A 26,198-nucleotide genomic window follows, 5' to 3' on the forward strand; every position below is an offset into this window, starting at 1 on the left:
AAGCTTCAACGCCGCCCGCGGGTCATTTCGACCCCGAGGTCCTGGATCTTCTTGCGCAGGGTGTTGCGGTTCAGGCCCAGAATCTCCGCCGCGCGCACCTGGTTGCCCCGCGTCGCCGACAGGGTGAGCTGAATCAGCGGGCGCTCCACCTCCTGCAGAACGCGGTCATAGAGCCCCGCGGCAGGCACGCCATCCGGCTGGTCGGCGAAATGGCCGGCCAAGTGGCGCTCCACGAGCATCGATAGCGTCAAAGGCCCCTCCTCCGATCGCGTCGCGGGGGTGTGATCCTGCAGCTCACGGTCGACGATTCGCGCGCTGATCAGCTCCTCGGCATAGAGCGCGCACATGCGGCGGATGAGGTTTTCCAGCTCGCGGACATTGCCTGGCCAGGAGTGGGCCTTCAGGCGGTCCAGGGCGCTGGAATCAATCGTCTTGGCCGGCAGGCCTTCCCGATGGGCGCGCAGCAGGAAGGTGCGGGCCAGATCGGGGATGTCCTCTGTGCGGTCGCGCAGCGGCGGCAAGCGCACCGGGGCCACATTGAGACGGAAGAACAGATCTTCGCGGAACAGACCCTGCTGGATCAGACCGCGCAGATCCCGATTGGTCGCGGCGATGATCCGCACGTTCGGGCGGCGGCCGGTCTTGGGATTGAGCACCGGCTCGGTGCCGTCGATCACCCTCAACAGACGGGTCTGGGCGTCGAGCGGCATATCGCCAATCTCGTCGAGGAACAGGGTGCCGCCGTCAGCCTCGATCAGCCGACCCAAATCGCCCTCGCCACGCCCGAAGAGCTCGGTCTCAACCCGTTCTCGCGGCACCGCCGCCAGATTGATGACCACGAACTTGCCGTCGCGACGACGACCCAGTTCGTGAAGGGCGCGGGCGACCAGCTCCTTGCCGGTGCCGCTTTCGCCGAGGATCAGCACCGTGAGGTCCGCGCCGACCAGTCGGGCGATGGTGCGATAGACTTCCTGCATCGGCGCCGAGCGGCCGATCAGCGGCAGGCGTTCATCGCGCAGGGCGCGGGCCTGGGCCTTGGAGGCCTCGGCGTCGGCGGGACGCGACAGGGCCCGGCGCGCCGCAGCCGTGACATCGTCCAGGTCGAAAGGCTTGGAGATATATTCGAACGCCCCGGCGTCAGCGGCGTTGACCGCGGTCAGCAGGGTGTTCTGGGCGCTCATCACGATGATCGGCAGCTTGGGCCGTTCCTTGCGGATGCGCGGCAGGACGTCGAAGACGTTCTCGTCGGGCATCATCACGTCGGTGACGACAAGGTCGCCCTCGCCATCCATGACCCACTTCAGCAGGGTGGTCGCGTTGCCTGTCGCCCGCACCTGATAGCCCAGTCGTGTGAAGGCCTGGCTGAGGACAAGTCGCACGGACGAGTCGTCGTCAGCGATCAGGATCTTCTTGCTGGCGGCATTCATACTCACGCGTCTCCGACGGAAGGTTCAGGCGCCACGGGCAACAGCACGCGAAATACGGTGCGGCCAGGCTCGGACTCGAAATCGATCAAACCGCCGTGGGCGGTGACCAGCTTGGTGACCAGGGCCAGGCCTAGGCCCGTGCCATTGGGTTTGGTGGTGACGAAGGGCTGGAAAAGATGCTCGCGCAGGCTCTGGGGCACGCCCGGGCCATTATCCTGGACACGGATCTCGATTGGCGCGCCGCTGGTGGCCTTGCCGTCCGCGCCGCGCATCCGCACGCCGGGCCGCCACGCGGTATTGATCGCGATCGCGCCGCGCCCGTCGCCGCGCATGTGGGCGGCCTCAGCCGCGTTCTTCACGAGGTTGAGGAAGATCTGGATCAGGTGATCTTCATCGCCCCAGACGGGCGGCAATGACGGATCATAGTTGTCTCGCAGCGCCAGGCCATCGGCGACGCCGTTGGCGACCAGCGCCCGGACCCGGTCGAGAACCTGGTGGATATTGACGGCTTCGCGCGGTGTCGGGAGATTTTCCGAGAACGCTTCCATGCGATCGACCAGTCGCCGGATGCGATCGGTCTCATCGACAATCAACTGCGCCAGCGGCTGGTCGGCCGCCGGGGCGCCCGCCTTCAACAATTGCGCCGCGCCGCGAATGCCCGCCAGAGGGTTCTTGATTTCGTGGGCCAGCATCTTGCCCAGGCCGACAACCGAACGAAGCCCGGCCGCATCCGCGCCACGATCAACGCCCAGAACGCCCTTCACATGCAGCGTCAGCAAGACCGAGCCGTCGCCGAGCGGCGCTGCGGCGCCATCGGCTTCAAACGGCGGCTGGCCGAAGAGATTGACCTCCACGCCATGTTCACGCACCGGCGCGCCTTCGAAGATGGCGCGGTCCAGCAAGGCGACCAGCACGGAGCCCGGCGGCAGCGCCGCGCGGAAACGTCCTCGCGCCAGCAGCGACAGCCCATGGCCAAACAAGGCCTCGGCCGCTTCGTTGACGGCGACAAGGCCGCCTTCGCGATCGACGACAAGGGCCGGTTCGGGACTGAGATCGAAAGCCGCCGACTTCAGGGCGTCGGGGCCCTTGCCGCCATAAACGCGGGCATGATCGGTCATGCGGCGATCCTCCGGTCTTCCAGCCAAAGCCGTGTCAGGGCCTGCTCAACCTGTTCCGGATCTTCAAGCCGACATAGCGAAGCCCGCGCAGCGCGGCGTGCTTCGGGACTGTCAGGCCACGGCGCCGCCTCGATGTAGGATGCAAGGTGCTTGCGGAACATCTTCAGACCCAAGGGCTGGCCATAGAAATTCAGGCTGCGACGAAAATGGGTCAGCGCGATCGCCAGGCGCTCGTCGGCGTCCGGCTCGACGAAGGTTCGCCCTTCAAGCGCGGCCTCAATGGCCGTGGCGATCCATGGACGTCCATAGACGCCCCGTCCGATCATCACGCCATCGGCGCCTGACTGCTCCAGCGCCATCCGCGCGCTGACGCCATCGACAATATCGCCGTTCACCAACACCGGGATCGAGACCGCCGCCTTGACCGCAGCGACGGCAAACCAATCCGCGACACCCTTGTAGAACTGACTGCGCGTTCGGCCGTGAACCGTGATCGCTTTGGCGCCGGCCGCCTCGGCGCGGCGCGCGATGTCGGCGGCGTTGCGGGCGCCATCGTCCCAGCCCAATCGCATCTTCACGGTGATCGGAACGTTGACGGCCTCGACCGCAGCGGCGACCAGGGCCTCCGCCAGATCCGGATCGCGCATCAAGGCCGAGCCGCACTGCTGGCCGCCGGACACTTCCTTGGCGGGACAGCCAAAGTTCAGATCGACGATGTCCGCGCCGGCTTCGGCGGCCATTCGCGCGCCCCGCGCCATGAGTTCCACATCACGCCCCACCAGTTGAACCACCATCAGCGGCAGCCCTTCGCCCACGGCGGCGCGGCGCACCACATCAGGGCGCCCCCGCGCGAATTCCGCGCAGGCCACCATTTCGGTCGCCACATAGGGCGCGCCGAGCGCCGTGGCCGTCTCTCTGAAAGGTAGATCGGAAACGCCCGTCATCGGCGCGATCCAGACGCGCCCGGGAACTTCCACCCCACCGACTCTGAGCGCACTGCTCATTTTGTAATCATCCCCATCGCTGCCTTTTTAGGCACATTGTGCGCTGCAGTAAAGCCCGGATCGACTGGACAAGCGCGACCGCCAGACTAAACACCGGCCATGACCTTTTCCGTCGTGATTGTCGCTGCCGGTTCCGGAACTCGGGCCGGCCCTGGCCAGGCCAAGCAGTGGCGGCCGCTGGCGGGTAAACCCGTTCTGCGCTGGTCCGTCGAGGCTTTCCTTGCCGCCGGGGCGGCGAAGATTGTCATCGTAACCTCGGACGACGGCGCCGTGGCCCTGACCGAGGTGCTGACGGGATTGGACGGCTGGAACGTCGCCAAGGGCGGCGCAACGCGAGCCCTGTCCGTTCAGTCGGGTCTGGCCGCCCTGTCGGAACGTCCACTCGACGAACCGGTGCTGGTGCACGACGCGGCACGCCCCTTCGTGACCCTGGGAACCATAGAGGGCCTGCTCAGCGCCCTAGACGCGTCGGACGGGGCCCTCCCCGCTCTCCCCGTGGCCGACACCCTGAAACTCAGCCAGCCCGGCGCGGCGCTGACGACCGCTCCTCGCGACAATCTGTGGCGCGCCCAGACTCCCCAAGCCTTCCGACGCAACACGCTGGTGGCCGCCTACGCGGCCTGGCCTGACGACCGTGAGCCGACTGACGACGCCCAGGTGGTCGAGGCGGTCGGCGGTCATGTCACCCTCGCGCCGGGCGATCCGTTACTGATGAAACTGACCTATCCGGAGGACTTCGCCATGGCCGAACGACTGGCGGGCGCCGCCCGGATCACCCGCATCGGCCAGGGCTTCGACGCGCACCGCTGGGGACCGGGCGAGTCGGTCTGGCTGTGCGGCGTCGAAATCGCCCATGATGAAACCCTGATCGGTCACTCCGACGCCGATGCTGGTCTGCATGCCCTGACCGACGCCCTCTTGGGCGCGATTGGCGAAGGCGATATCGGCGACCATTTCCCGCCGACGGATCCGCAATGGAGAGGCGCGGCGTCCGACATGTTCCTGATCCATGCCGCCGACCTGGTTCGCGCCCGGGGCGGCGTGATCATCAATGTCGATGTGACGCTGATCTGCGAGCGCCCCAAGATCAAGCCGCACCGCGCTGCGATGCGTGAGCGTCTGGCGCAGATCCTGGCCCTACCGCTCGACCGGGTCAGCGTCAAGGCGACCACGACCGAGAAGATGGGATTCACCGGCCGGGGCGAAGGCCTGGCGGCCCAGGCCGTCGTCGCGGTCGAGACTCCCGCCTGAACGGTATAGGCTGGTCTGCAAATCCCCTGGAGAGCCGCATGTTTCCCCTAGAGATCGAGACCTTGGCCAGACTTTTGGTGGCCGAGGCCCGGGACAAATCCCTCAGACTGGTCACGGCCGAAAGCTGCACGGGCGGGCTGGTGTCCGGAGCGATCTGCGCGATCTCGGGCGCGTCCGACGTCTTCGAGCGTGGATTCGTCACCTATACCAACCGGGCCAAGTCCGAGATGATCGGCGTGCCCGGCGACCTGATCGCCGACCATGGCGCGGTGTCGGAGCCCGTAGCGCGCATGATGGCCGAAGGGGCGCTGGCCAACAGCAACGGTCACGTGGCGGTCTCGATCACGGGGATCGCCGGCCCGGGCGGCGGCACGCCGATGAAGCCCGTGGGCACCGTGCATTTCGCCGTCGCCCGCGCCAACCGCTCGGTCGTTCATCGTCACGAGACATTCGACGGCCAGACGCGCGAAGCCGTGCAGTTGGCCGCCGTTCGCGTCGCACTCGAGATGTTGCGCGAGGCGGTGGCTTAGCGTGCCGGAAGCCGCGCCTTCCGACTGGCGGCGGTTCGTCGGCGCGGGCCTGTCCAAGAGCGCCCTCGCCGCTGCGGCGGCGCGAAAGAGCGAGATCCGCCACGCTATCCGCGTTTCAGCCGCCGTTGGTGCGGCCTTCGCCCTGGCCACCCTGCTGCGCCTGCCGCAGGGCTATTGGGCGGTATTCACCGCGGTCATCGTGGTTCAGACCAGTATCGGCGGCACGATCACGGCGGCGATCGAACGGTTCATGGGCACCCTGGTCGGCGCCGCGACCGGTGCGGCGGCAGCCTATCTGCACATCCGCTGGCCACAGTTTGGCGGGCTCATTCTGTGCGTGACGGTGGCCCTGCTCGCCTTACTCGCCGCCATCCGCCCTCAACTGAAGGCCGCCCCCATCACCGCCGTGATCATGTTGATCGGCACGACGACCCATATGGAACCGCTGACAGCAGCCCTGTATCGCGTGATTGAAATCACCGTCGGCAGTCTTGTCGGCGTCGCCGCCACCCTGCTGATCTTCCCGGCCCGCGCCCATGGCGCCGTCGTCGAGCGGGTGCGCGAGATCGCTGATCTGAACGCCCGACTCCTGACTCACTACGCAGCGCAGCTACGCGGCCAACCCAGCGACCTCCTCACGGCCGATACCTATGACGCCCATCGCGCGGCGATGGCCAAGCTGCAGACGGCCATGGTGGAGGCGGATCGGGAAACCGCTTCCCGGCTCAGCCTCCGCGCCGCGCCGGAAGCCCTGCCGCGCACCCTTTGGCGGCAGCGCAATGACATCGTGATGATCGGTCGCGCCCTGGCTCAGCCCGTCCCCATTGTCAGCCTCAGAGAGCCCGCGGCGGCGATGATTGACGCCGCCAGGATCTTCCTGACCCAGACCGCGGGCTTGATCTCGGGCGGCGAACGCCCTGATCGCATAGCTTTTTCAGAGGCGCACCTCACCTTTCAGGCGGCGATCGAGTCGCTGCGCGCCGAGGGCGCGATCCGCACCCTGCCGTTCGACGACGCGGCGCGTGTCTTCGGTCTCGCCTTCGCGATCGAAAACCTGCACGCCAACCTGGGCGATCTTGCCGATCGCCTGGAAGAGCGAAAGAGCGCGCCGGACTGACCCGCTATTCGGGTGCCAACGGCGGCGATATCCATCTTGAGAAGATGCGCCAACACGATGATCTATCGTCGCTTTCAACGCCGTCATGACATCCCACGGCCACGATCGTTAGGCGGCTGGGGCGCCGTGGATCTCGCGAGCTCGCGCCTCGAAACAGGCGATCAGCTTGTCGGCCGCACGATCCAGATTGGCGGCCAACAGCGCGTCGAGCATGCGCGACTTGAAGGCGAAATCGATCACGAATTCTATTGTGGTTTCAGCGCCTTTCGGCGTGAATTTCCATTGATTTGAGAGCCGCTTGAACGGGCCATACAGCAGACTGACATCGACAGTCAGATGCTCCGCGTCGCGGCGCACCCGGGTCGCGAACTTCTCCTTCAGGAAGGAAAAGCCCACCTGCGCTTCGGCGTCGACCGTGCTGACCGGGCCGTCTTGCCGGGCGTTCCAGGTCCTCATGCCTGTGATCCACGGCACGAAGCTGGGATAGGCCTCCACATCGCCGACCAGGGCGAACAGTTGCTCGGGCGCGTAGGGCAAGACCCGCGTGACGACGTGACGGTGCAAGCCTAGGCGGTCCGGGCGTCGAGGGCGCGGCGCGCGGCCTGCAGCTTGGCGAAGTCGTCGCCGGCGTGATGGGACGAGCGGGTCAGGGGGCTGGCCGAGACCATCAGGAAGCCCTTGGCCCGGGCGATCGCCTCATAGGCCTTGAACTCTTCGGGGGTCACGAAACGGTCGACGGCCGCGTGCTTGCGCGTGGGCTGCAGGTACTGGCCGATGGTGATGAAATCGACGCCGGCCGAGCGCATGTCATCCATCACCTGCATGACCTCCTCCTTGGCCTCACCCAGACCGACCATCAGGCCGGACTTGGTGAACTGGGTCGGGTCACGTTCCTTGACCCGCTCCAGCAGGCGCAGGGAATTGTAGTAGCGGGCCCCGGGGCGGATCTTGAGATAGAGCCGCGGCACGGTTTCCAAATTGTGGTTGAAGACGTCGGGCCGGGCGTCGATCACGACGTTCTCGGCGCGGTCCTTGCGCAGGAAGTCCGGCGTCAGGATCTCGATGGTCGTGCCCGGCGCGGCCGCGCGGATGGCCAGAACCACCTCGGCGAAGTGCTGGGCGCCGCCGTCGGCCAGGTCATCACGATCAACCGAGGTGATGACGACGTGCTTGAGGCCCATCTTGGCGACAGCCTCGGCCACACGGCGTGGCTCGTCGGCGTCCAAGGCATTGGGAAGTCCGGTGCTGACATTGCAGAACGCGCAGGCCCGCGTGCAGATCTCGCCCATGATCATCATGGTGGCGTGCCTCTGGCTCCAGCACTCACCGATGTTCGGGCAGGCCGCTTCCTCGCAGACCGTGGTCAGCTTGTGGTCCCGGACGATACCGCGGGTTTCGTTGTAACCCGGTGAGCCCGGCGCGCGGACGCGCAGCCACTCGGGCTTGCGCAGCACCGGCGTATCCGGGCGGTTTTGCTTTTCGGGATGGCGCGCCGCCCGGTCGTCCGAGTTCCGCGCCGTCAGTGTGTCGATCACCGTGGCCATGGGCCCTAAATCGGACGTCTTGCCCTCCGGATCAAGCACGCGATCTTGCATAAGACGCGAAGGCGCGAAAAGAGTGGTCCATATGCGTCGCCGCCTCCTCGTTTTCCTGCTCCTTGCGAGCCTTGCCGGTTGCGGTGACAGCGGCACACGCGCGCCTTTCGCCGAGAGCCGCATCCCGCCGTCAATCACGCCAAGGTTCTTTGCCCCGGACAGCTGGGCCTGGGGCTATGTGCGGGTCGGAAACGGCCGGGTCCAGCGCTATGGCGTCTCAACGCCGCCGGTGGCGCCGCGCGCGACCGTTTTGATCCTGACCGGCTATGGCGAGCCGGCGGAGAAGTGGTTCGAGACCGCGCGACGCCTGAACGCGGACGGCTACACGGTGTGGGTGCTGGAACGGCAGGGCCAGGGGGGATCCGAACGCGCCACGCCCTGGCGCGATCTGGGCCATGCCGACAGCCTTGATCCTGACGTGGCCGCAGTCCGCGCGTTGGTCGAGGTCGTGATCCGACCGCAAGGTCATAAGCCACTGGTCGTCCTCGGGCACGCCGATGGCGGCCTCGTCGCCTTGCGCGCCGCCGAGACCGGCCTGCCGAGCGACGGCCTAATCCTGTCCTCGCCGGCGTTCGAACTTGCAAACCTGCCGCGATCGGCGGAGCAGACCGCCCAGATCGCCCTCTGGGCTCATCGCCTGAGGCTGGGATGGCTAAAACTGCCCGGCCAGGCCGGCTGGCGTCGTGACGGGCCCGACGGCTTCGAGGCGGGTCTCACCGCTGACCGCACGCGCGGCGCGGTGCAACAGGCCTGGCTGACGGCCAATCCGGACCTGCGCATGGGATCCCCCAGTCTGGGCTGGCTGGCGGCCTTTTTCGAGGCTTCAAACCGCGCCCGGGCCGAAGCCGGAAGGGTCAGGACGCCCGTCCTGCTGTTACGCGGTGGCCAGGATCGCGTGGCGCCGCCCGCGCTGGCGATCAAGACCTGCGCCGCCCTGCCCGCCTGTGCTGACGTGAACTTCAAGGCGGGTCGCCATGATCTCCATATGGAATCAGACGCCGTGCGCGAGGTCTGGCTTGCGGAAATCGAGCGCTTCATCCACGCCCGCATCGCCGCGAAAGCCAGGCTGGGCGGCGCCCCGCATCACGCTTTGTGACTCTTTCTTGCAAAGCCGGACCTTCCCCGGCAGAGTCGACCCAACGAACGAAAGCGCTGACGCTTTTCGGGGAGGTTTCGCCGGGATGGCGTTAGATTTCAAAGCAGAAGACGGTCAAAAGGCCCTCTTCGACGCCCTTATCGACGCGCGCGACACCTATGGCGCCAAAAAACACATTCTTGAGGATCAGGATCGTAATCCCCTCAGCTATACCGACCTGATCCGCGCCAGCTTCGCCCTGGGCCGCAAGATCGCGGCCATGACCGAGCCGGGCGAGAATGTCGGCGTGCTGCTGCCCTCGGGCTCGGCGGCGGTCGTCACCTTCTTCGCCCTGCACGCCTTTGGCCGCGTGCCCACCATGCTCAACTTCACCGCCGGCCTGCGCAACCTGAAGGCCGCCTGCGCCCTGGCCAAGGTCAAGCGCGTGCTGACGGCGCACAAGTTCATCGAACTGGGCAATCTGCATGACATCGTCGACGCCCTGGGCGCACAAGCGACGATCACCTATCTGGAAGATGTGCGGGGCACGATCGGTCTGGGCGACAAGCTGTTCGCCGCCGTCGCCGGCCAGTTCCCGCGCCAGTTCCGCGCCCCGGCCAAGCCGTCCGATCGCGGCGTCGTACTGTTCACCTCCGGCAGCTTCGGCGCCCCGCGCGGCGTGGTGCTGAGCCAGGCCAATATGGTCACCAACGCTGAACAGGTGGCCGCCCATATCGCGCTGGATCCCGACTGGGTGTTCTTCAACCCGCTGCCCGTCTTCCACTGCTTTGGCCTGACGGGCGGCGTCATCCTGCCGATCCTGAAGGGCATGAAGGCGTTCCAGTATCCCTCGCCCCTGCACACCAAGCAGATCCCGGCCCTGGTCAAGGAGACCGGCGCCTCGGTCCTGTTCGCGACCGACACCTTCCTCAACCACTATGCGCGCGCCTCGGAAAGCGACGAGCTGTCTGGCCTGAGGTTTATTGTCTGTGGCGCTGAAAAGGTTCGGGAAGAGACCCACAACCTCATTCATGAAAAGTTCGGGCCTGTGCCGGTCCTCGAAGGCTATGGCGCCACCGAAGCCTCCCCGGTCATCGCCGTGAACAAGCCCGAAGACAACCGTCGTGGGACGGTCGGGGCCCTGTTGCCGGGCCAGGAACACCGGGTCGAACCGGTCGAGGGCATCACCGGCGGCGGCAAGCTGATGGTGCGCGGCCCCAACATCATGTTGGGCTATCTGCGCGAGGACGGCGGCGTCGACGCGCCCGAGGGGGGCTGGCACGACACCGGCGACGTGGTCTCGATGACCGACGATCACTGGATCACCATCAAGGGCCGGGTGAAGCGCTTCGCCAAGATCGGCGGCGAAATGGTGTCGCTGATGGCGGCCGAAGACCTCGCCTCGGCGGTGTGGCCTGAGGGGCGTCACGCGGTGATCTCGATGCCTGACAAGCGCAAGGGTGAAAAGCTGGTGCTGGTCACCGACCGTCACGACGCGGCGGTGTCGGATCTCGTGGCCCACGCTCAGACCATCGGGGCGCCGGAACTGGCCGTTCCGCGCAAGATTCTGAAGGTGCCGGAAGTTCCCGTCCTGGGCAGTGGCAAGACAGACTATGTCGCCATCCAGCGAATGGCCGATCAGGACGCCAAGGCCGCCTGAGCGGGGCGTGGCTAGAGCATTTTCCGACGAAGTGGATACCGGTTCGTCGTCAGAAAATGCCTTAAAACAAAAGACTAGAGCATTTGGTCGATCCAATTGGATCGAAAAATGCTCTAGAACACGCCGCCCAGGGCTTCCAGCTCGGCGCGGAAGCCCTGCTTGCGGCCATGGGCGGTGCGCAGATCATCCATGAAGGCCTGATGATCCTGAAACTCGCCAAAGTCGGCGATCATCGGCGCCAGGGATTCGATTTCAAGGAGATGCTGAGCCGCAGGCTTGTAGCGAGCCGCGACGCCGTAGGTCAGGGTCTGCAGGACCATGGCCCGCAGCAGCAGTGTCGCCGCCAGCGGATAGCCGCCCTCCAGGCGACGCGCGGCGGTGGTCAACAGCGCCTCATCAGCGCCGTTGATAGCCCCATGCCGATGCAGGATCAGTCGCGACGCGGCGGCCAGATCCGGCCAGCCCAGGAAAAACGCCAGGGCGGCGTCGACGCGATGAAACTCGGCGGCGATCTTCTTGGCGTCATCCTCGGCGACCACATCGTCGAAATCCGCCAGACCCTTCAGGAAGGATCGCAGGCGGGAGATCGACAGGGTCGTCTCGAAGGCTGCCCAGCGGCGGCGCTGCGCCTCGTCCTGGCGGCCACTGGCCTGCAGGACGTCCAGATAGACCTCCTCCCAGGCGTCGCGCTCGGCGAGACCTTCGGGATCCTGCCCTCGCGACCTGTCCGACGGCGCACCGGCCTTCAGGGCGGCCAGCGCCTCCTCCGGCCGCCCGGACGCCAGCAACCGCCGTCCGATCTCGGTAGCGACCAGAGGCGCCTTGAGGTGCGGCGCGGCGAAGGTCGCGACATAGGCGTCGACATCACCCGACAGGTCCGCCAACCGCCGCAGCCCGTCGCGGAGCATCGCCGAGCGCACGTCATAGGCGGCGTTGTGCCGGGTGGCTCGCCCGGCCAGAGTCGTCTCGAAATTCTGGCGCAGTCGACCCAGGCCAGCCGGTCCAAGCGCGGGGGCCAGGACCTCGATCAGCGCGCCAAAGAGCGCGTGGTCGTCGGACAGGATCAGCTTGGCCACGCGATCGGCCAGATCCGCCGGCGCGGCCTTGGCGTCCAGGGCTATGGCCCCGAGGCCGTCCCGCGCTTCGACGAAGACATCGGCGATCACGCCTTCGGACTGATTGACCCGGTCGAGCACCGGATTGGCCAGGTCCAGCAGATCCAGCATCAGGCCCAAGGCGGTCTTCGCGTCCGTGGCGGCCAGCCGCACGATCATGGCGCGATGCAGATCCAGCTCGCGCGCGAAGGCGGCGCGCTTGCGCCAATGGATGCGCGAGGTGGCCTTGCCGATCGCCGCCAGCCGCTTGGAAATCTCGACGGCCAGGCTGTCGCCGCTGGCTTCAACCAGCAGTTCCAGCTTCAGCGCGCGCTTGACGTAGCTGTCGACCGTCAGGTCCATCAGGATGGCGGCCAGCCGCTCGGCGCCCAGATCGGCAAGATTGGCCTCGGAAAGGGTGGTCTTGGACCCCTTCCGCGTCTTGGCCGAAGCCTTGGCCGGTATGCCTGTCGTCGTCGCCTTGGCGCGCGCCATCCGTATCCCTAGATGTGAAGCACCCGGCCATAAGCGTCGAGCGCGGCTTCGTGCATGGCTTCCGACATGGTCGGGTGAGCGTAGACGATTCCGTGCAGATCTTCCTCGGTCGCTTCAAGCGTGATGGCGGTGACGAAGCCCTGGATCATTTCGGTGACTTCGTGGCCGATCATGTGGGCGCCGATCAGCGCGCCGGTCTTGCCGTCGAACACCGTCTTGACGAAGCCCTCGGTCTCGCCCGCGGCCACGGCCTTGCCGTTGACCTTGAACGGGAAGCGGCCCGCCTTGACGTCGATGCCAGCGGCCTTGGCGGCGGCTTCGGTATAGCCGACCGAGGCGACCTGCGGATTGGCATAGGTGCAGCCCGGGATGGGCGAGTGGACGGCGGGGGCCTTGTAGCCGGCGATGAACTCGGCAGCGTGGATGCCCTCATGGCTGGCCTTGTGCGCCAGCCAGGGCGCTCCGGCGACGTCGCCGATGGCGTAGAGGCCCGGGACATTGGTTTCGCCGTGCTTGCCGGTGGTGACGTGGCCACGATCCAGGGTCAGACCAACGGCCTCGGTCCCTTCGGTGTTGGGCACGATGCCGATGGCGACGATGCACTTCTCGGCCGTCAGTTGCTCGGCCTTGCCGCCGACCTCGACGGACACCGACACGCCGGTGGCGGTCTTGTCGATCTTGGTGACCTTGGCGCCGATCCGGAACTTGATGCCGCGCTTCTCGAAGGCCTTCTGGGCGGCCTTGGAGACCTCGGCGTCCTCAACGGGCATGATGCGGTCCACGGCTTCCACGACGGTGACGTCGGCGCCCAGGGCGCGATAGAAGCTGGCGAACTCGATGCCGATGGCGCCTGAACCGATGACGACCAGCGACTTGGGCATGGACTTGGGCGCCAGGGCGTCGCGATAGGTCCAGACCTTCTCGCCGTCCGAGACAGCGCCAATGGCGGGGATGTTGCGGGCACGGGCGCCGCTGGCCAGGATGACGTTCTTGGCCTGAACGGTGCGGCTGCCGCCCGCCTTCAGGGCCACGACGACCTTGGGCGCCGGGCTGCCCTTTTCGAGCTTGGCCTCGCCCTCGATCACCTCGATCTTGTGCTTCTTCATCAAGAAGGCGATGCCGCTGGACATGGTCTTGGCCACGCCGCGCGACCGCTCGATGATCTTGTTGAAGTCGAAGGACGGCTTCTCGACCGACAGGCCATAGCTGTCCAGATGCGACAGCTGCTCGAAGATCTCGCCGGACTTCAGCAGCGCCTTGGTCGGGATGCAGCCCCAGTTCAGGCAGATGCCGCCCAGGTTTTCGCGCTCGATAATCGCCGTCTTCAGACCCAGCTGGCTGGCGCGGATCGCGGCCACATAACCGCCAGGACCGGCGCCGATGACGACGAGATCAAATTCCGTGGACATGGTGTCTTACCCTTTCCGGGACGCGATCCGGGGGGAGCCGGGTCAGCGTCGATCGATCGGCCTGCAAGCCAACCTTGGGAACTATTTGTTTTTACGCATTTTCTTGACGCGAACCGGAAGCCGCTTCGCTAAAAACACCTACAGCAGCGCCTCGACGGCAACCTTGAGGTCTTCAGGCTTGGTGGTGGGGGCGAAACGCTCGACGACCTCGCCGTCCCGGTCGATCAGGAACTTCGTGAAGTTCCACTTGATCCCCTCGGAACCCAACAGGCCCTTCTGTTCCTTCTTCAGGAACGCGTAGAGCGGGTGGGCCGAGGGGCCGTTGACATCGATCTTGGCCAGCATCGGGAAGGTCACGTCGTAGGTCAGCGAGCAGAAGTTCGCGATCTCCTCGGCATTGCCAGGCTCCTGGGCTCCGAACTGGTTGCACGGGAAGCCCAGGATCGTCAGGCCGCGATCCTTGTAGGCGCGATAGAGCGCCTCCAGGCCTTCGTACTGCGGGGTGAACCCGCACTTGCTGGCCGTGTTGACGATCAGCAGAACCTGACCGCGATAGTCGGCCAGGCTCACGTCCTGGCCGTCCAGCGTCTTGGCGGAATAGTCATAGACTGACATGGCGCGCTCCCTGCCCTGTTCTGCTTAAACGATCAGGGTCAGCGGCTCTTCGATCAGCGGCTTGAAAGCCGCCAGGAACTTGGCGCCGATCGCGCCGTCGACCACGCGGTGATCACAGGTCAGGGTCACGGTCATCACGGTCGCCACGGCCAGTTGGCCGTTCTTGACCACCGGGCGTTGCTCGCCGGCTCCCACGCTCATGATCGCGCCCTGCGGCTCGTTGATGATCGAGGCGAAGGCCTTGATGCCGAACATGCCCAGATTGGACACCGAGAAGGTGCCGCCCTGGAATTCCTCGGGCTTGAGCTTCTTGGTCTTGGCGCGTGCGGCCAGGTCCTTCATCTCGGCCGAGATCTGGGCTAGGCCCTTGGTTTCGGCGGCGCGGATGATCGGCGTGATCAAACCGCCGTCCACGGCCACGGCCACAGCGATGTCCGCATGGTGGTGCATGGCGATGCCCTCGGGCGTGTAGGAGGCGTTGGCTTCCGGCACGCGCTTGAGGGCCACGGCGGCGGCCTTGATGATGATGTCATTGACCGACACCTTCACGCCGTCCTTCTCCAGCAGGCTGTTGATCTTGGCGCGGGCGGCCAGAAGGCCGTCGATGTCCAGATCGATCGTCAGCGGGAAGTGCGGCACGTCGCGGAAGCTGTCGGTCAGACGACGCGCGATCGTCTTGCGCATGCCGTCCAAGGGGATCAGGTCGTAGGAGCCGGCGGGGATGCCCATCTGCTCCAGAGATTGCGCCTGGCGCGGCGCGGCCGCGGCGGCCGGAGCCGAAGACGGCGCGGCCTTGGCGGCGGCGACGCCGCCCTTGCCGGCGGCTTCCACATCGGTCTTGACCACGCGACCATGCGGGCCCGTGCCCTTGATGCTCTTCAGGTCCAGACCGGCGGCCTTGGCCAGGCGTCGGGCCAGGGGCGAGGCGAAGACGCGGGCGCCGTCGGCGGCGGCCGGAACCGGCGCAGACGATTGTGCAGCTTGTCCGGTTTGTGGGGTCGAAACGGGGGTATTGTCCGGTTTCGCGCTGTCCGGTTTATCAGGCGCTTTTGCGGGCGGCGGAGCCGGGCTGTCGCCCTCGCCGGTCAGCTTGGCGATCAGGGCGTTGACCTTGACGTTCTCCGTCCCGGCGTCGACCAGAATGGCCTCGACCACGCCTTCGTCGACGGCTTCGACTTCCATCGTCGCCTTGTCGGTTTCGATCTCGGCGATCACGTCACCGGCCTTGACGGTGTCGCCCACCTTCACGTGCCACTTGGCGAGGGTGCCCTCTTCCATCGTGGGGGACAGGGCGGGCATCAGGATGTCGATCGACATTGAGCTTCTTCCTCAAGCGTTCGGGACGTTTTCGGCCGGGCCGTCGTCCGCGCGATCTCGCAACGGGGCGAGGTGTTGTTCTTGGCCGACATCGAAGCGGCTCACATCCGACAGGTCTGCAGCAATCAACGCCGCCCCGCCAGACATGAGCCGCTCCTTCATCAGCGGTAGCAAACCTTCTTCGCGGCCGCGACGATCTTCTCGACCGACGGCAACGACAGGGCTTCCAGGTTGGCGGCATAGGGCAGCGGCACGTCTTCCTGGCAAACGCGCAGGGGCGGCGCATCCAGATAGTCGAAGCCGTGCTCGGTGATGCGGGCGACGATCTCGGCGCCGACGCCCATCGGACCCCAGCCTTCCTCGGCCGTCACCAGACGGTTGGTCTTCTTGACGCTTTCCAGGATCGTCGCGTGGTCCATCGGACGGATGGTCCGCAGGTCGACAACCTCGGCCGAGATGCCTTCCTTGGCCAGTTCCTCGGCGGCCTTCAGCGAGAAGCCCACCATGCGGCTATAGGCCACCAGGGTGACGTCCGTGCCTTCGCGGCGGACCTTGGCCTTGCCGATCGGCACGACATAGTCCTCGACATCGGGGATGTCGAACTCGATGCCGTACATCATCTCGTGTTCGAGGAAGACGATCGGGTTGGGGTCGCGGATGGCGGCTTTCAGCAGGCCCTTGGCGTCGGCCGCGTCGTAGGGCGCGATGACCTTCAGACCCGGGACATTGCCATACCAGGCGGCGTAGTCCTGGCTGTGCTGGGCCCCGACCCGCGAGGCGGCGCCGTTGGGGCCGCGGAACACGATCGACGACTTGATCTGACCGCCCGACATGTAGAGCGTCTTGGCGGCCGAGTTGATGATGTGGTCGATCGCCTGCATGGCGAAATTCCAGGTCATGAACTCGACGATCGGCTTGAGGCCGGCCATCGCCGCGCCGACGCCCATGCCGGCGAAGCCGTGCTCGGTGATCGGGGTGTCGATGACGCGCTTGGCGCCGAACTCCTGCAGCAGGTCGCGGCTGACCTTGTAGGCGCCCTGATACTGGGCGACTTCCTCGCCCATCAGGAACACGCGGTCGTCGCGGCGCATCTCTTCGGCCATGGCGTCGCGCAGGGCGTCGCGCACGGTGATCTTCTTCATCGGCGTGCCGGCGGGGATTTCCGGATCCGCGAAGCTCGAGGCGGCGGCGATCGGGGCTGCGGCGGCCGAAGCCGGTGCGGCAGCTGGAGCCGACTCAGCGGCTGCGGTCGGCGCCGAAGGCGCTGCGCTGTCTTCGCCCGAGAGACGGGCGATCGGCGTGTTGACCTTCACGTTCTCGGAACCGGCGGCGATCAGCAGCGCTTCGATCACGCCTTCGTCCACGGCTTCGACTTCCATCGTCGCCTTGTCGGTCTCGATCTCGGCGATCACGTCACCAGCCTTGATGGCGTCGCCTTCCTTGACCAGCCATTTGGCCAGGGTGCCCTCTTCCATCGTGGGCGAGAGGGCGGGCATGAGGATGTCCACGCTCACTGGGCGGCCTCCAAGTAGACGTCGGTGTAGAGTTCGGAGGGATCCGGCTCGGGGCTGGTGCGGGCGAATTCAGCGGCTTCGGCGACGATGCGCTTCACCTCGGCGTCGATGCCCTTCAGGTCGTCCTCGGTGACGCCGACCTTGGCCAGGCGTTCCTTGATGTGATCGATCGGGTCGCGCGTGTGCTTGACCTCATCGACCTCTTCCTTGGTGCGGTACTTGGCCGGATCCGACATCGAGTGGCCGCGATAGCGATAGGTCTTCATCTCGAGGATGTAGGGCCCCTGCCCGCTACGCGCATGCTCGCTGGCGCGGGCGCCGGCTTCGCGCACAGCAACGATGTCCATGCCGTCGACTTCTTCGCCCGGGATCCGGAACGAGACGCCGCGCTTGTGGAAAGCGGTTTCCGACGCCGAGCGCTCGACGCTGGTGCCCATGGCGTACTGGTTGTTTTCGACCACGTACACGACCGGCAGCTTCCACAGCTGGGCCATGTTGAAGCTCTCATAGACCTGGCCCTGATTGGCCGCGCCATCGCCCATATAGGCGTAGGACACGTTGCCATTGCCCTTGTAGCTGTTGGCCAGAGCCAGGCCGGTGCCGAGTGAAACCTGCGCGCCGACAATGCCATGACCGCCGTAGAAGCCGGTGGCGATGTCGAACATATGCATCGAGCCGCCCTTGCCGTGCGACGAACCGCCCGCGCGGCCAGTCAGCTCGGCCATGACTTCCTTGGGATCCATGCCCGCAGCCAGCATATGGCCGTGATCACGATAACCCGTGATGATCTGGTCGCCCGTTTGCTGGATCGACTGCATGCCGACCGCGATGGCTTCCTGACCAATATAGAGATGGCAGAACCCGCCGATCAAACCCATGCCGTACAGCTGGCCTGCGCGCTCCTCGAAGCGACGGATCAGCAGCATGCTCTGATAGAACTTGAGAAGCTCTTCCTTGCCGACGAAGACGTTGACACCGGTGTCACTCGTCTTGCCCTCGGAAGCCTCACCCTTGCGCGTACGCGCCATTCAAATCTCCTTGGCCAATCTTCATCGCGGCCTTCATCCCAGAGCATGTCCCGCCGAATGAGTCGTCGGTTCCGCGAAGGAAATGCTCATCATGTCACGCCATGATCGCTCCCGGTTCGGATGACCCAGGAACGATCTTCAACCAGCGCCGAAGCCCACGATCTAACCGCGCTAGCGCTTGGTTCGGATCACATAGTCCTTCGGGTCGGCATATCCTAGGAGAGAACGTGCGCGTTCTTCCAGAAGATCCGCCGACAGGCTGCCGCTGCGTAATAGACGAGCCCGGGCCTCCAGGTCCATCCTCTCTGCGTGGATCTTCTTGAGTTCCTTCGTCTTGGCAGCGAAGTCAGCGTTACGCCGCGAGGTCGATAACAGACCGCGTTCTCCCGTCAGCGCGTGAAACACGAAGTAGAAGATCAAGAAAATGATCGCCGCAGTCGGCAGGAAGGGTTGCAGTCGGGCGAACATCTGGAAATCCCGGGAAGGGATTTTCATAGTCTCAGATCGTGTTTAACGCCTTCTGAACAAGGGCTCACGAAGTGTCGATCTGTCCATGCAGCGCCCCGAGTCCAATGCTTTCATTTGAGATGGTTTCATCGGCATCTAGATACCGCATCGCGGCGCCCTCTTCGCGTCCGCGAAGGGCGCTTTTCGGTGGGCGAAGAAGGTCTGACGCTCGCTTATAGAAAAAATGGGAGCGAGCTTTTGGGGTAGTCGAGACCGCTGGGCGCGCAAGCATCGCAATCGACGCAAATTCGAACAGTTGCTTTGGGTTTACCGGGCAAGAAAAAGGCGCGGCTCCCATCGAGAACCGCGCCTTTCGAAATCCAAGCCGGGCTGAAACCGAGCCTAGCGGCCCTTCAGCGCCGCGCGGCCGGCGTAGACGGCCTGATCGTCGAGCATCTGCTCGATCCGCAGCAGCTGATTGTACTTCGCCAACCGGTCAGAGCGGGCCAACGACCCGGTCTTGATCTGACCGCAGTTGAGGGCGACGGCCAGGTCGGCGATGGTCGAATCCTCGGTCTCGCCCGAGCGGTGGCTCATGACGCTGGTATAGCCGGCGCGGTGCGCCATATCGACGGCGTCGATGGTTTCCGACAGCGTGCCGATCTGGTTGACCTTGACCAGGATCGAGTTGGCCAGCCCGATGTCCAGACCCATCTGCAGGCGCTTGGGATTGGTCACGAACAGGTCGTCGCCAACCAGTTGGACCTTCTTGCCCAAGGCCTCGGTCAGCAGCTTCCAGCCCTCGAAGTCGTCCTCGGCCATGCCATCCTCGATCGACAGGATCGGGAACTTGGCGGCGAGGCCGGCGAGATAGTCGACCATGCCGGCCGGATCGAGAGTCTTGCCCTCACCTTCCAGATGGTACTTGCCGTCCTTGAAGAACTCGGTCGAAGCCACATCCAGACCCAGGACGAAGTCGTCGCCGGCCTTGTAGCCTGCGGCTTCGCCGGCCTTGACGATGAAGTCGAGCGCCGCCTCAGCCGAAGCGAGATTGGGCGCGAAGCCGCCCTCATCGCCGACATTGGTGTTGTGGCCCGCATCCTTCAGGGCCTTCTTCAGGCCATGGAAGATCTCCGCGCCCATGCGCAGAGCCTCGCTGAAAGTCGGCGCGCCCGTGGGCAGGATCATGAATTCCTGGATGTCGATCGGATTGTCGGCATGGGCGCCGCCATTGATGATGTTCATCATCGGCAGTGGCAGGACGCGGGAATTGACCCCGCCGACATATTTGTAGAGCGGCAGGCCGGCGGACTCGGCGGCGGCCTTGGCCGTCGCCAGCGAGACGCCGAGAATGGCGTTGGCGCCCAGACGCGCCTTGTTCGGCGTGCCGTCCAGACCGATCAGCAGATTGTCGACCCGGCGCTGGTCTTCGGCGTCAACGCCCGACAGAGCGTCGAAGATTTCGCCATTGACCGAGTCTACAGCCTGCAGGACGCCCTTACCTTGATAACGGCTCTTGTCGCCGTCGCGCTTTTCCGAAGCTTCATGAGCGCCCGTGGAGGCGCCTGAAGGGACCGCTGCGCGGCCAAATGCGCCGTCCTCGAGGATCACATCGACCTCGACCGTCGGGTTGCCCCGGCTATCGAGAATTTCGCGGGCGATGATATCGACGATCTCGGTCATGGCGGTTCCTCAAGGCAAAAGGCGCGGGAGCCTTAGCTGGCAAGCCCGCCGCGCGCAACTTGACTTCCCTTCAAAACAGCCCGTGATCATCGGGCTTGTAGGGAGAACGTCATGCTGACCGTCGAAAAGAGCGGCCCCATCGCTGTGGTGACCTTGAACCGGCCGGAGGCGATGAACGCCCTGTCCAAGGCGCTCCGGGCGTCGCTGAATACCGTGATGTTCGAACTGGACGCGGACCCCGCCATCAGCGTCGTGGTTCTGACCGGCGCCGGCGAAAAGGCCTTCACAGCTGGCCTTGATCTCAAGGAACTCGGCAGCGACCCCAAGGCGATGAGCGCCGCCAATGATCAGGACGCCGAATCCAACCCGGTCAAGGCGATCGAGCAGTGCCGCAAGCCCGTGATCGGCGCGATCAACGGCGTCGCCATCACCGGCGGCTTCGAACTGGCCCTGGCCTGCGACATCCTGATCGCCTCAGAGAACGCCCGCTTCGCCGACACCCACGCCCGAGTGGGGATCATGCCTGGCTGGGGCCTGTCCCAGAAGCTGTCGCGCCTGATCGGGATCTATCGCGCCAAGGAACTGTCCTTGACCGGCAACTTCCTGTCGGCCGAAACCGCAGCCGAATGGGGCCTTGTGAACCGCGTGGTGCCCGCCGCAGACCTGATGCCAACGGCGCTCAAACTGGCGGCCGACATCGCCTCGATCCCCGTGGAAACCCTGAGCTTTTACAAACGCCTGATCGACGATGGTTTCGCCCGGTCGTTCCGCAAAGGCCTGGAACTCGAGCACGAACGCTCCAGCGCCCACAATCGCAAGGTCACACCGCAAGCCGTCGAGGCTCGACGCGCTCAGATCCAGGCGCGGGGCCGGGAGCAGTAGGGTCAGGCGTTCAGGATCTGGGGCTGGGTGACCCCACCGATCCGAAACAGCACCCTGCCCGCGCCAAAATCCAGCTCGACCCGCGCGAACAGCCGCAGGATATCGGCGCCCAGCAGAATCGCCGGTCGGTCATTGAGTCGCCAGACATCAAAGATGTGCACATCGCCAAAGGCCATGGGCACATTGGTCATCCGCAGCTCGCCGAGCGTCAGGGACGGAGCGATCCGGAACTCCCCCACGGTCATTTCCCCGGACGCGGTGATCAGTTGGGCGGGTTGAGGATCGTCGAGACGCCGCCGCCGGGTCGCGATCGCTCGTGACAGGGCCATATTGCCGATGCTGACCCCGCCGCCGCTGTCGATGAACGCCAGGGCCCGCGCCCCGGCGACCTTGCAGTCGGCCACCGTTAGCCGACCAAACCGGTCGTCGGCGACGACCGAGACCTCACGCGGCAGCCGAACCAGATCCAAGACGGATCGACTGCGACGGACCTCAAGCTTCCGGTTGCGGAAGTCCATGATCACATTGCGGCCTTCCAGGATGTCGACGCCCAACAGGCCGTCGGCGCCGACCCGTTCGGAGGGCAACACCGGCAGACTGACGTTGGATAGCCGCGCGTCGCCGACCGTCAGCCGGTCAACCCGAGCCGTGCGGGTGATCTGGGAGCCTCCGACGCCATGGACCAGGACGTCCGCCCCCCGGACCAGATCCAGCCGATCTGCGAGGGGCTGAGACAGCACGCTGCGGTCGGCGCCGCTGTCGACAATGAACTGGAACGGCCCAAGGCCATTGAGCATCACCGCGACGGTGAGGCGATCATCGGGATCCATAGAGGCGTCGAGGATCAGGACGGGCTCGGCCAGCGGAATAGGGGCCAGCGGAACAGGGGCCAGCGGAACAGGGGCCAGCGATTGGGCCAGCGCCTGATGGGTCATGAACGAAAGACCCAGTCCCGCCGCTATGCTTCGGCGTGTGAACATGGGGAACCTCCCTTGTTCGATCACGCTAACACTTTTTTCGACGCCAATGACGAAAAACGCCGCCCGGCAAACCGGGCGGCGTTTTCCAACTCACAGCCTTGAAGGCGAGACCTTAGTCTTCCTTGGGGGTGAGGATCTGCTTGCCGTTGTAGAGGCCAGTCTTCAGGTCAACATGGTGCGGGCGGCGCAGTTCGCCCGAGTCCTTGTCTTCCACGAAGGAATTGGCGCCCAGGGCGTGGTGCGACCGGCGCATGTTCCGGCGAGAAGGCGAAGTTTTTCTTTTAGGAACGGCCATCGAAGTGACTCTGCTCGTTGAGCGTGAAAATCGAGAGCGGCGACTCGGGAAAACCCAGGTCGCCGCGTGAGGGCGCGCTTATGCCTGAAACTCTTCAGACATGCAACAGCGCCTGTTAAACCAACCTGCCCTGCTCCTTCGCCGCGGCGATGAAGCTGGCGAACAGCGGGTGCGGGGCGAACGGACGGCTCTTCAGTTCCGGGTGGAACTGCACGCCGATGAACCACGGATGGTCATCGCGTTCGACGATTTCGGGCAGGACGCCGTCAGGCGACCGCCCGGTCAGCTTCAGGCCAGATTCCTCCATCCGGTGGCTGTAGCCGATATTGACCTCGTAGCGGTGCCTGTGGCGCTCGCTGATGGCCGTGCCGCCATAGATCGCGGCGACCTTGCTTCCCGGCGTCAGGACGGCGTCGAAGGCCCCCAGGCGCATGGTGCCGCCCAGATCGTCGCCAGAGCGGCGCTGGACCGTCTCATTGCCCTTGATCCACTCGGTCATGATCCCGACGACCGGACGGTCGGTGGGGCCAAATTCGCTGGAGGAAGCGTCGGCGATGCCGGCGACATTCCGCAGGGTCTCGATGACCGCCATCTGCATGCCAAAACAGATGCCGAAATAGGGCACCTTGCGTTCGCGGGCGAACTGGGCCGCGCGGATCTTGCCTTCCGCGCCCCGCTCGCCAAAGCCGCCGGGCACCATGATGGCGTGAGCGTTCTGCAGGCGGGCCGCGGCGGCGCCGGGATCCCCCTCGAAGGTCTCGCTCTCGACCCAGTCGAGATTGACCTTCACCTTGTTGGCCAGGCCGCCATGATGGAGCGCTTCGATCAGCGACTTGTAGGCGTCCTTGAGGACCGTGTACTTGCCGACCACGGCGATGGTCACTTCGCCGTCGGGATGATTGACGGTCTCGTCGATGGCTTCCCAGCGCGACAGGTCGGGCTTGGGCGCGTCGCTCATGCCGAACACGTCCAGCACCTCGGCGTCCAGGCCTTCGTGGTGATAGTCGATCGGCACGGCGTAGATCGACGAGCTATCCATCGCCTGGATCACGGCGCTGGGCCGCACGTTGCAGAACTGCGCGATCTTGCGCTTTTCCTCGACCGGGATGTCCTGCTCGCAGCGGCACAGCAGGATGTCGGGCTGAATGCCGATCGAGCGCAGCTCCTTGACCGAATGCTGGGTCGGCTTGGTCTTCATCTCGCCGGCCGTCTTGATGAACGGCAGCAGGGTCAGATGGACGTAGCAGCTCTGGCCGCGCGGCAGGTCCTGGCGCAGCTGGCGGATCGCCTCGAAGAACGGCAGGCCTTCGATGTCGCCGACCGTGCCGCCGATCTCGACCAGCACGAAATCGACCGGCTTCTCGCCCGTCTCGTCCATGGCGGGCGACAGGACGAAATCCTTGATCTCGTTGGTGACGTGCGGAATCACCTGGACGGTCGCGCCCAGATAGTCGCCGCGCCGTTCCTTCTCGATGATCGTCTTGTAGATCTGGCCGGTCGTGATGTTGTCGGCCTTGGTGGCCGACACGCCGGTGAAGCGCTCATAGTGGCCCAGGTCGAGGTCCGTCTCGGCGCCGTCGTCGGTCACGAAGACCTCGCCGTGCTGATACGGGCTCATCGTGCCTGGATCGACGTTGAGATAAGGGTCGAGCTTACGAAGGCGGACCTTGTAGCCACGAGCCTGGAGGAGCGCTCCGAGCGCTGCGGAGGCGAGGCCTTTTCCAAGCGAGGAAACCACGCCGCCGGTGATGAAGATGTACCGGGTCATGGGCGCTCAGATTACCCGCGATTCGGCGATCGCGGCGAAAAGACCGACGTTCATCAACAGCTTTCGCTGCAAACGCTTACTGGGCAGGCGCTTGAGCAGGGCTCGGGGCCGGCGCGGCCGGCGTGGAGGGCGAGGTCAGGGGCGTATTGATGCTGGGGGTCGGCGCCTGGATCGCGCCCGGCTGGGCCGAACCGGGAGCCTCGCCGGCCGGCGCGGTCGGAACCACCGGGGCGTTGAGGGTCTTGGTGTCGAGATTGTCGATCTTCAGGCGATCCACGGACGAGCCGCTGCCCATCCGGCCGGTCAGGATGGTCAGGACCAGGCTGATGACCAGGAACACCGAGAACAGGATCCAGGTGATGCGAGTCAGAAGGTCACCGGCGCCGCGCGCCGTCATGAAGCCGGTATTGCCGCCGCCGACGCCCAGGGCGCCGCCCTCCGAACGCTGCAGGAGAACCACGCCGATCAGGCCGAGGCAGACGACGATATTGATGGCGAGCAGGATGCCGATAAGCATGAGGTGACTGATCTCGATCCGGGCGACGGGATGATCCGTCGTGAAAAACGAAGCGGCCCCTCTACCACTAGCGGCGCGCGCACGCCATAGCTGGGAAGGGTGGCGGGTAACTCAAGATCGTGGAACGCAATGATCCTCGAAACCGAACGACTGAATCTGACGCCCCTGACCGTGGGGGATGCGCGCTTCGTCTATCCGTTCCTCAGCGACCCCGAGGTCATGGCCCATTGGGACCAGTCGGCCATCGAGGATCCTGATGAGGTCGAAGCCTGCGTGGTCGCCCAGGTCGCCCAGATGGATGAGGCCAAGGCCCATTACTGGGCGGTGCGCCAGTCCAAGACAGGCGACTTTCTGGGCTGCTGCGAACTGATCGATATCGATCGCCGTCACAGCCGGGCCGAACTGCGCGTCATCGTCGCCCGCGACGGCTGGGGCCAGGGCTATGGCCTGGAAGCCCTCAGAGCCCTGTTGACCCATGCCGCCTCGATCGGCCTCAAGCGCCTGATCGCCCGCAGCCATGTCGGCGATACGCGTGCGGAGCGCCTGCTGGAGAGGCTGGGGTTCGAGGCGGAGGGTTATCTGAAGGGTCATGTCCAACGCGACGGTGAGCGGCGGGACTGCCGGCTTTATGGATTGCTACTGTAAGCGCGGGTTCTCGGCCTCACGCGGAAACCCGCTGAAGGGATGGGAAGGGCTGCGGAGCGTCCGGGCCTCGCCCGGATGAGAGTGTTTTTAAGTACCGTTTCGACGAAGACGAACGCTCCGCGCAGCCGTTATTCGGGAGCATCGCCGGGCTGGCGGGGTTTTAACCCGCTCCGGTAGCTAGGCCCCCGACGGGTGGAGGGGATAGCGACCCCGTCCAGACCGCATGGGCGATTTCAGCCCATGCCTGTTGCGCGTCATCGGGCGTCGGCGAGGGGTGCTCCCGGCGGTCCGGGCCTGGCCTCGACACGGGACGGTCCTCGAGGGGTGTCCACGCTCCGCCAGACCCCGCCGGGCCTTCGACGACGGCCGACGGGCGCTACCCGCTCGACCACCCCCGCCAGCCGCAACGGTCGCCGTACGTGCGCCCTTCCCGTGCTGTCAGGTGAGATTGAGTATGCGGGCAGTTTGAACGCCGGGGATAAGTTCGCGCGAGAAAGTTGTAAGGTGTTGAAATCGCGGAGCTGTGCCTCGCCATTGCCGGGGATAGAGGGGCGTTTATCCCCGTGCTCGGCTCAACAAAGCCCGTCATCCCGCGCTTTATGCGCGGGACCCAGGGTTCAGCTATCCCGTCAGCGTGTCGCCCCGCGCCGCCCTTGCGGCGGACAGATGGGTCCCGCGCATAAAGCGCGGGATGACGGCGGTATTGCACCGGGCGCAACGCCCCGCCTCCGC

24 protein-coding genes are annotated in these 26,198 nt (G+C 65.4%); 7 read left to right on the forward strand and 17 right to left on the reverse strand.

Annotated features, from left to right (window positions below; translation table 11 throughout):
• Positions 1 to 5: 5 nt before the first annotated feature.
• Genes ACW18B_RS14050 through dusB form a run of 3 tightly spaced genes read right to left on the reverse strand, consistent with a single transcriptional unit; the run spans position 6 to position 3,549 of the window.
• Positions 6 to 1,427: a sigma 54-interacting transcriptional regulator gene (locus ACW18B_RS14050; protein ID WP_492047646.1), complete on the reverse strand. Its 1,422-nt coding sequence runs from the start codon at positions 1,425 to 1,427 to the stop codon at positions 6 to 8.
• Positions 1,428 to 1,429: 2 nt separating this feature from the next.
• Entirely contained in the window at positions 1,430 to 2,545 is a 1,116-nt protein-coding gene (locus ACW18B_RS14055; RefSeq protein ID WP_492047647.1) for a two-component system sensor histidine kinase NtrB, read from the reverse strand.
• A complete protein-coding gene (gene dusB / locus ACW18B_RS14060; protein ID WP_492047648.1) occupies positions 2,542 to 3,549 on the reverse strand; it encodes a tRNA dihydrouridine synthase DusB in 1,008 nt (335 codons plus the stop codon). The genes ACW18B_RS14055 and dusB overlap by 4 nt, the downstream gene beginning before the upstream one ends.
• Before the next feature lie 99 nt (positions 3,550 to 3,648).
• Between dusB and ACW18B_RS14065 the strand changes: the two genes are divergently transcribed.
• Genes ACW18B_RS14065 through ACW18B_RS14075 form a run of 3 tightly spaced genes read left to right on the forward strand, consistent with a single transcriptional unit; the run spans position 3,649 to position 6,447 of the window.
• A complete protein-coding gene (locus ACW18B_RS14065; RefSeq protein WP_492047649.1) occupies positions 3,649 to 4,800 on the forward strand; it encodes a bifunctional 2-C-methyl-D-erythritol 4-phosphate cytidylyltransferase/2-C-methyl-D-erythritol 2,4-cyclodiphosphate synthase in 1,152 nt (383 codons plus the stop codon).
• 38 nt (positions 4,801 to 4,838) lie between these two features.
• Positions 4,839 to 5,330 (forward strand): CinA family protein, encoded by a 492-nt coding sequence (locus ACW18B_RS14070; RefSeq protein WP_492047650.1) that lies wholly within the window; start codon positions 4,839 to 4,841, stop codon positions 5,328 to 5,330.
• 1 nt (position 5,331) lies between these two features.
• Positions 5,332 to 6,447 carry an FUSC family protein gene (locus tag ACW18B_RS14075; RefSeq protein WP_492047651.1) on the forward strand — a complete coding sequence of 372 codons (1,116 nt, stop codon included), beginning with the start codon at positions 5,332 to 5,334 and terminating at the stop codon, positions 6,445 to 6,447.
• 108 nt (positions 6,448 to 6,555) lie between these two features.
• Here ACW18B_RS14075 and ACW18B_RS14080 read toward each other — a convergent pair whose 3' ends face one another.
• Entirely contained in the window at positions 6,556 to 7,011 is a 456-nt protein-coding gene (locus tag ACW18B_RS14080) for a type II toxin-antitoxin system RatA family toxin (protein WP_492047652.1), read from the reverse strand.
• A gap of 2 nt (positions 7,012 to 7,013) precedes the next feature.
• Positions 7,014 to 7,991, reverse strand: coding sequence for a lipoyl synthase (lipA, locus tag ACW18B_RS14085; RefSeq protein ID WP_492047653.1), 978 nt, complete (start codon positions 7,989 to 7,991; stop codon positions 7,014 to 7,016).
• A gap of 82 nt (positions 7,992 to 8,073) precedes the next feature.
• Here lipA and ACW18B_RS14090 point away from each other — a divergent pair, with 82 nt between their 5' ends.
• Positions 8,074 to 9,138, forward strand: coding sequence for an alpha/beta fold hydrolase (locus ACW18B_RS14090; RefSeq protein WP_492047654.1), 1,065 nt, complete (start codon positions 8,074 to 8,076; stop codon positions 9,136 to 9,138).
• Positions 9,139 to 9,223: 85 nt separating this feature from the next.
• The gene (locus ACW18B_RS14095) at positions 9,224 to 10,777 is read left to right on the forward strand and encodes an AMP-binding protein (protein WP_492047655.1); all 1,554 of its coding nucleotides are present in this window, start codon (positions 9,224 to 9,226) and stop codon (positions 10,775 to 10,777) included.
• A gap of 113 nt (positions 10,778 to 10,890) precedes the next feature.
• Here the strand turns inward: ACW18B_RS14095 and ACW18B_RS14100 are convergent, their stop codons facing one another.
• The 8 genes from ACW18B_RS14100 to eno all read right to left on the reverse strand — a co-directional run bounded on the left by ACW18B_RS14100 (position 10,891) and on the right by eno (position 20,379).
• Positions 10,891 to 12,366, reverse strand: coding sequence for a DUF6880 family protein (locus ACW18B_RS14100; protein WP_492047656.1), 1,476 nt, complete (start codon positions 12,364 to 12,366; stop codon positions 10,891 to 10,893).
• An 8-nt stretch (positions 12,367 to 12,374) separates the two neighbouring features.
• A complete protein-coding gene (gene lpdA, locus ACW18B_RS14105; protein ID WP_492047657.1) occupies positions 12,375 to 13,775 on the reverse strand; it encodes a dihydrolipoyl dehydrogenase in 1,401 nt (466 codons plus the stop codon).
• A 138-nt stretch (positions 13,776 to 13,913) separates the two neighbouring features.
• Positions 13,914 to 14,390 carry a glutathione peroxidase gene (locus tag ACW18B_RS14110; RefSeq protein WP_492047658.1) on the reverse strand — a complete coding sequence of 159 codons (477 nt, stop codon included), beginning with the start codon at positions 14,388 to 14,390 and terminating at the stop codon, positions 13,914 to 13,916.
• A gap of 24 nt (positions 14,391 to 14,414) precedes the next feature.
• Positions 14,415 to 15,707 (reverse strand): pyruvate dehydrogenase complex dihydrolipoamide acetyltransferase, encoded by a 1,293-nt coding sequence (locus ACW18B_RS14115; protein ID WP_492047659.1) that lies wholly within the window; start codon positions 15,705 to 15,707, stop codon positions 14,415 to 14,417.
• A gap of 161 nt (positions 15,708 to 15,868) precedes the next feature.
• Positions 15,869 to 17,203 (reverse strand): pyruvate dehydrogenase complex E1 component subunit beta, encoded by a 1,335-nt coding sequence (locus ACW18B_RS14120; RefSeq protein ID WP_492047660.1) that lies wholly within the window; start codon positions 17,201 to 17,203, stop codon positions 15,869 to 15,871.
• Positions 17,204 to 17,217: 14 nt separating this feature from the next.
• Positions 17,218 to 18,249: a pyruvate dehydrogenase (acetyl-transferring) E1 component subunit alpha gene (gene pdhA / locus ACW18B_RS14125; RefSeq protein ID WP_492047661.1), complete on the reverse strand. Its 1,032-nt coding sequence runs from the start codon at positions 18,247 to 18,249 to the stop codon at positions 17,218 to 17,220.
• Positions 18,250 to 18,420: 171 nt separating this feature from the next.
• The gene (locus tag ACW18B_RS14130; RefSeq protein ID WP_492047662.1) at positions 18,421 to 18,717 is read right to left on the reverse strand and encodes an FtsB family cell division protein; all 297 of its coding nucleotides are present in this window, start codon (positions 18,715 to 18,717) and stop codon (positions 18,421 to 18,423) included.
• Positions 18,718 to 19,098: 381 nt separating this feature from the next.
• Positions 19,099 to 20,379: a phosphopyruvate hydratase gene (gene eno / locus ACW18B_RS14135; RefSeq protein ID WP_492047663.1), complete on the reverse strand. Its 1,281-nt coding sequence runs from the start codon at positions 20,377 to 20,379 to the stop codon at positions 19,099 to 19,101.
• Positions 20,380 to 20,490: 111 nt separating this feature from the next.
• On the opposite strand from eno, the gene ACW18B_RS14140 reads away from it, so the two are divergent.
• Positions 20,491 to 21,261, forward strand: coding sequence for an enoyl-CoA hydratase (locus tag ACW18B_RS14140; RefSeq protein WP_492047664.1), 771 nt, complete (start codon positions 20,491 to 20,493; stop codon positions 21,259 to 21,261).
• Between the two features lie 2 nt (positions 21,262 to 21,263).
• Here the strand turns inward: ACW18B_RS14140 and ACW18B_RS14145 are convergent, their stop codons facing one another.
• The 4 genes from ACW18B_RS14145 to secG all read right to left on the reverse strand — a co-directional run bounded on the left by ACW18B_RS14145 (position 21,264) and on the right by secG (position 24,821).
• A complete protein-coding gene (locus ACW18B_RS14145) occupies positions 21,264 to 22,241 on the reverse strand; it encodes an aspartyl protease family protein (protein WP_492047665.1) in 978 nt (325 codons plus the stop codon).
• Positions 22,242 to 22,353: 112 nt separating this feature from the next.
• Positions 22,354 to 22,536: a 50S ribosomal protein L32 gene (rpmF, locus tag ACW18B_RS14150; protein ID WP_007671126.1), complete on the reverse strand. Its 183-nt coding sequence runs from the start codon at positions 22,534 to 22,536 to the stop codon at positions 22,354 to 22,356.
• 115 nt (positions 22,537 to 22,651) lie between these two features.
• Positions 22,652 to 24,304, reverse strand: coding sequence for a CTP synthase (pyrG, locus tag ACW18B_RS14155; RefSeq protein ID WP_492047666.1), 1,653 nt, complete (start codon positions 24,302 to 24,304; stop codon positions 22,652 to 22,654).
• Between the two features lie 76 nt (positions 24,305 to 24,380).
• Entirely contained in the window at positions 24,381 to 24,821 is a 441-nt protein-coding gene (gene secG, locus ACW18B_RS14160; protein WP_492047667.1) for a preprotein translocase subunit SecG, read from the reverse strand.
• Between the two features lie 129 nt (positions 24,822 to 24,950).
• Here secG and ACW18B_RS14165 point away from each other — a divergent pair, with 129 nt between their 5' ends.
• Positions 24,951 to 25,466, forward strand: coding sequence for a GNAT family N-acetyltransferase (locus ACW18B_RS14165; RefSeq protein ID WP_492047668.1), 516 nt, complete (start codon positions 24,951 to 24,953; stop codon positions 25,464 to 25,466).
• Positions 25,467 to 26,198: the final 732 nt, after the last annotated feature.

It is taken from the genome of Caulobacter sp. FV2ps19 (assembly GCF_058681035.1).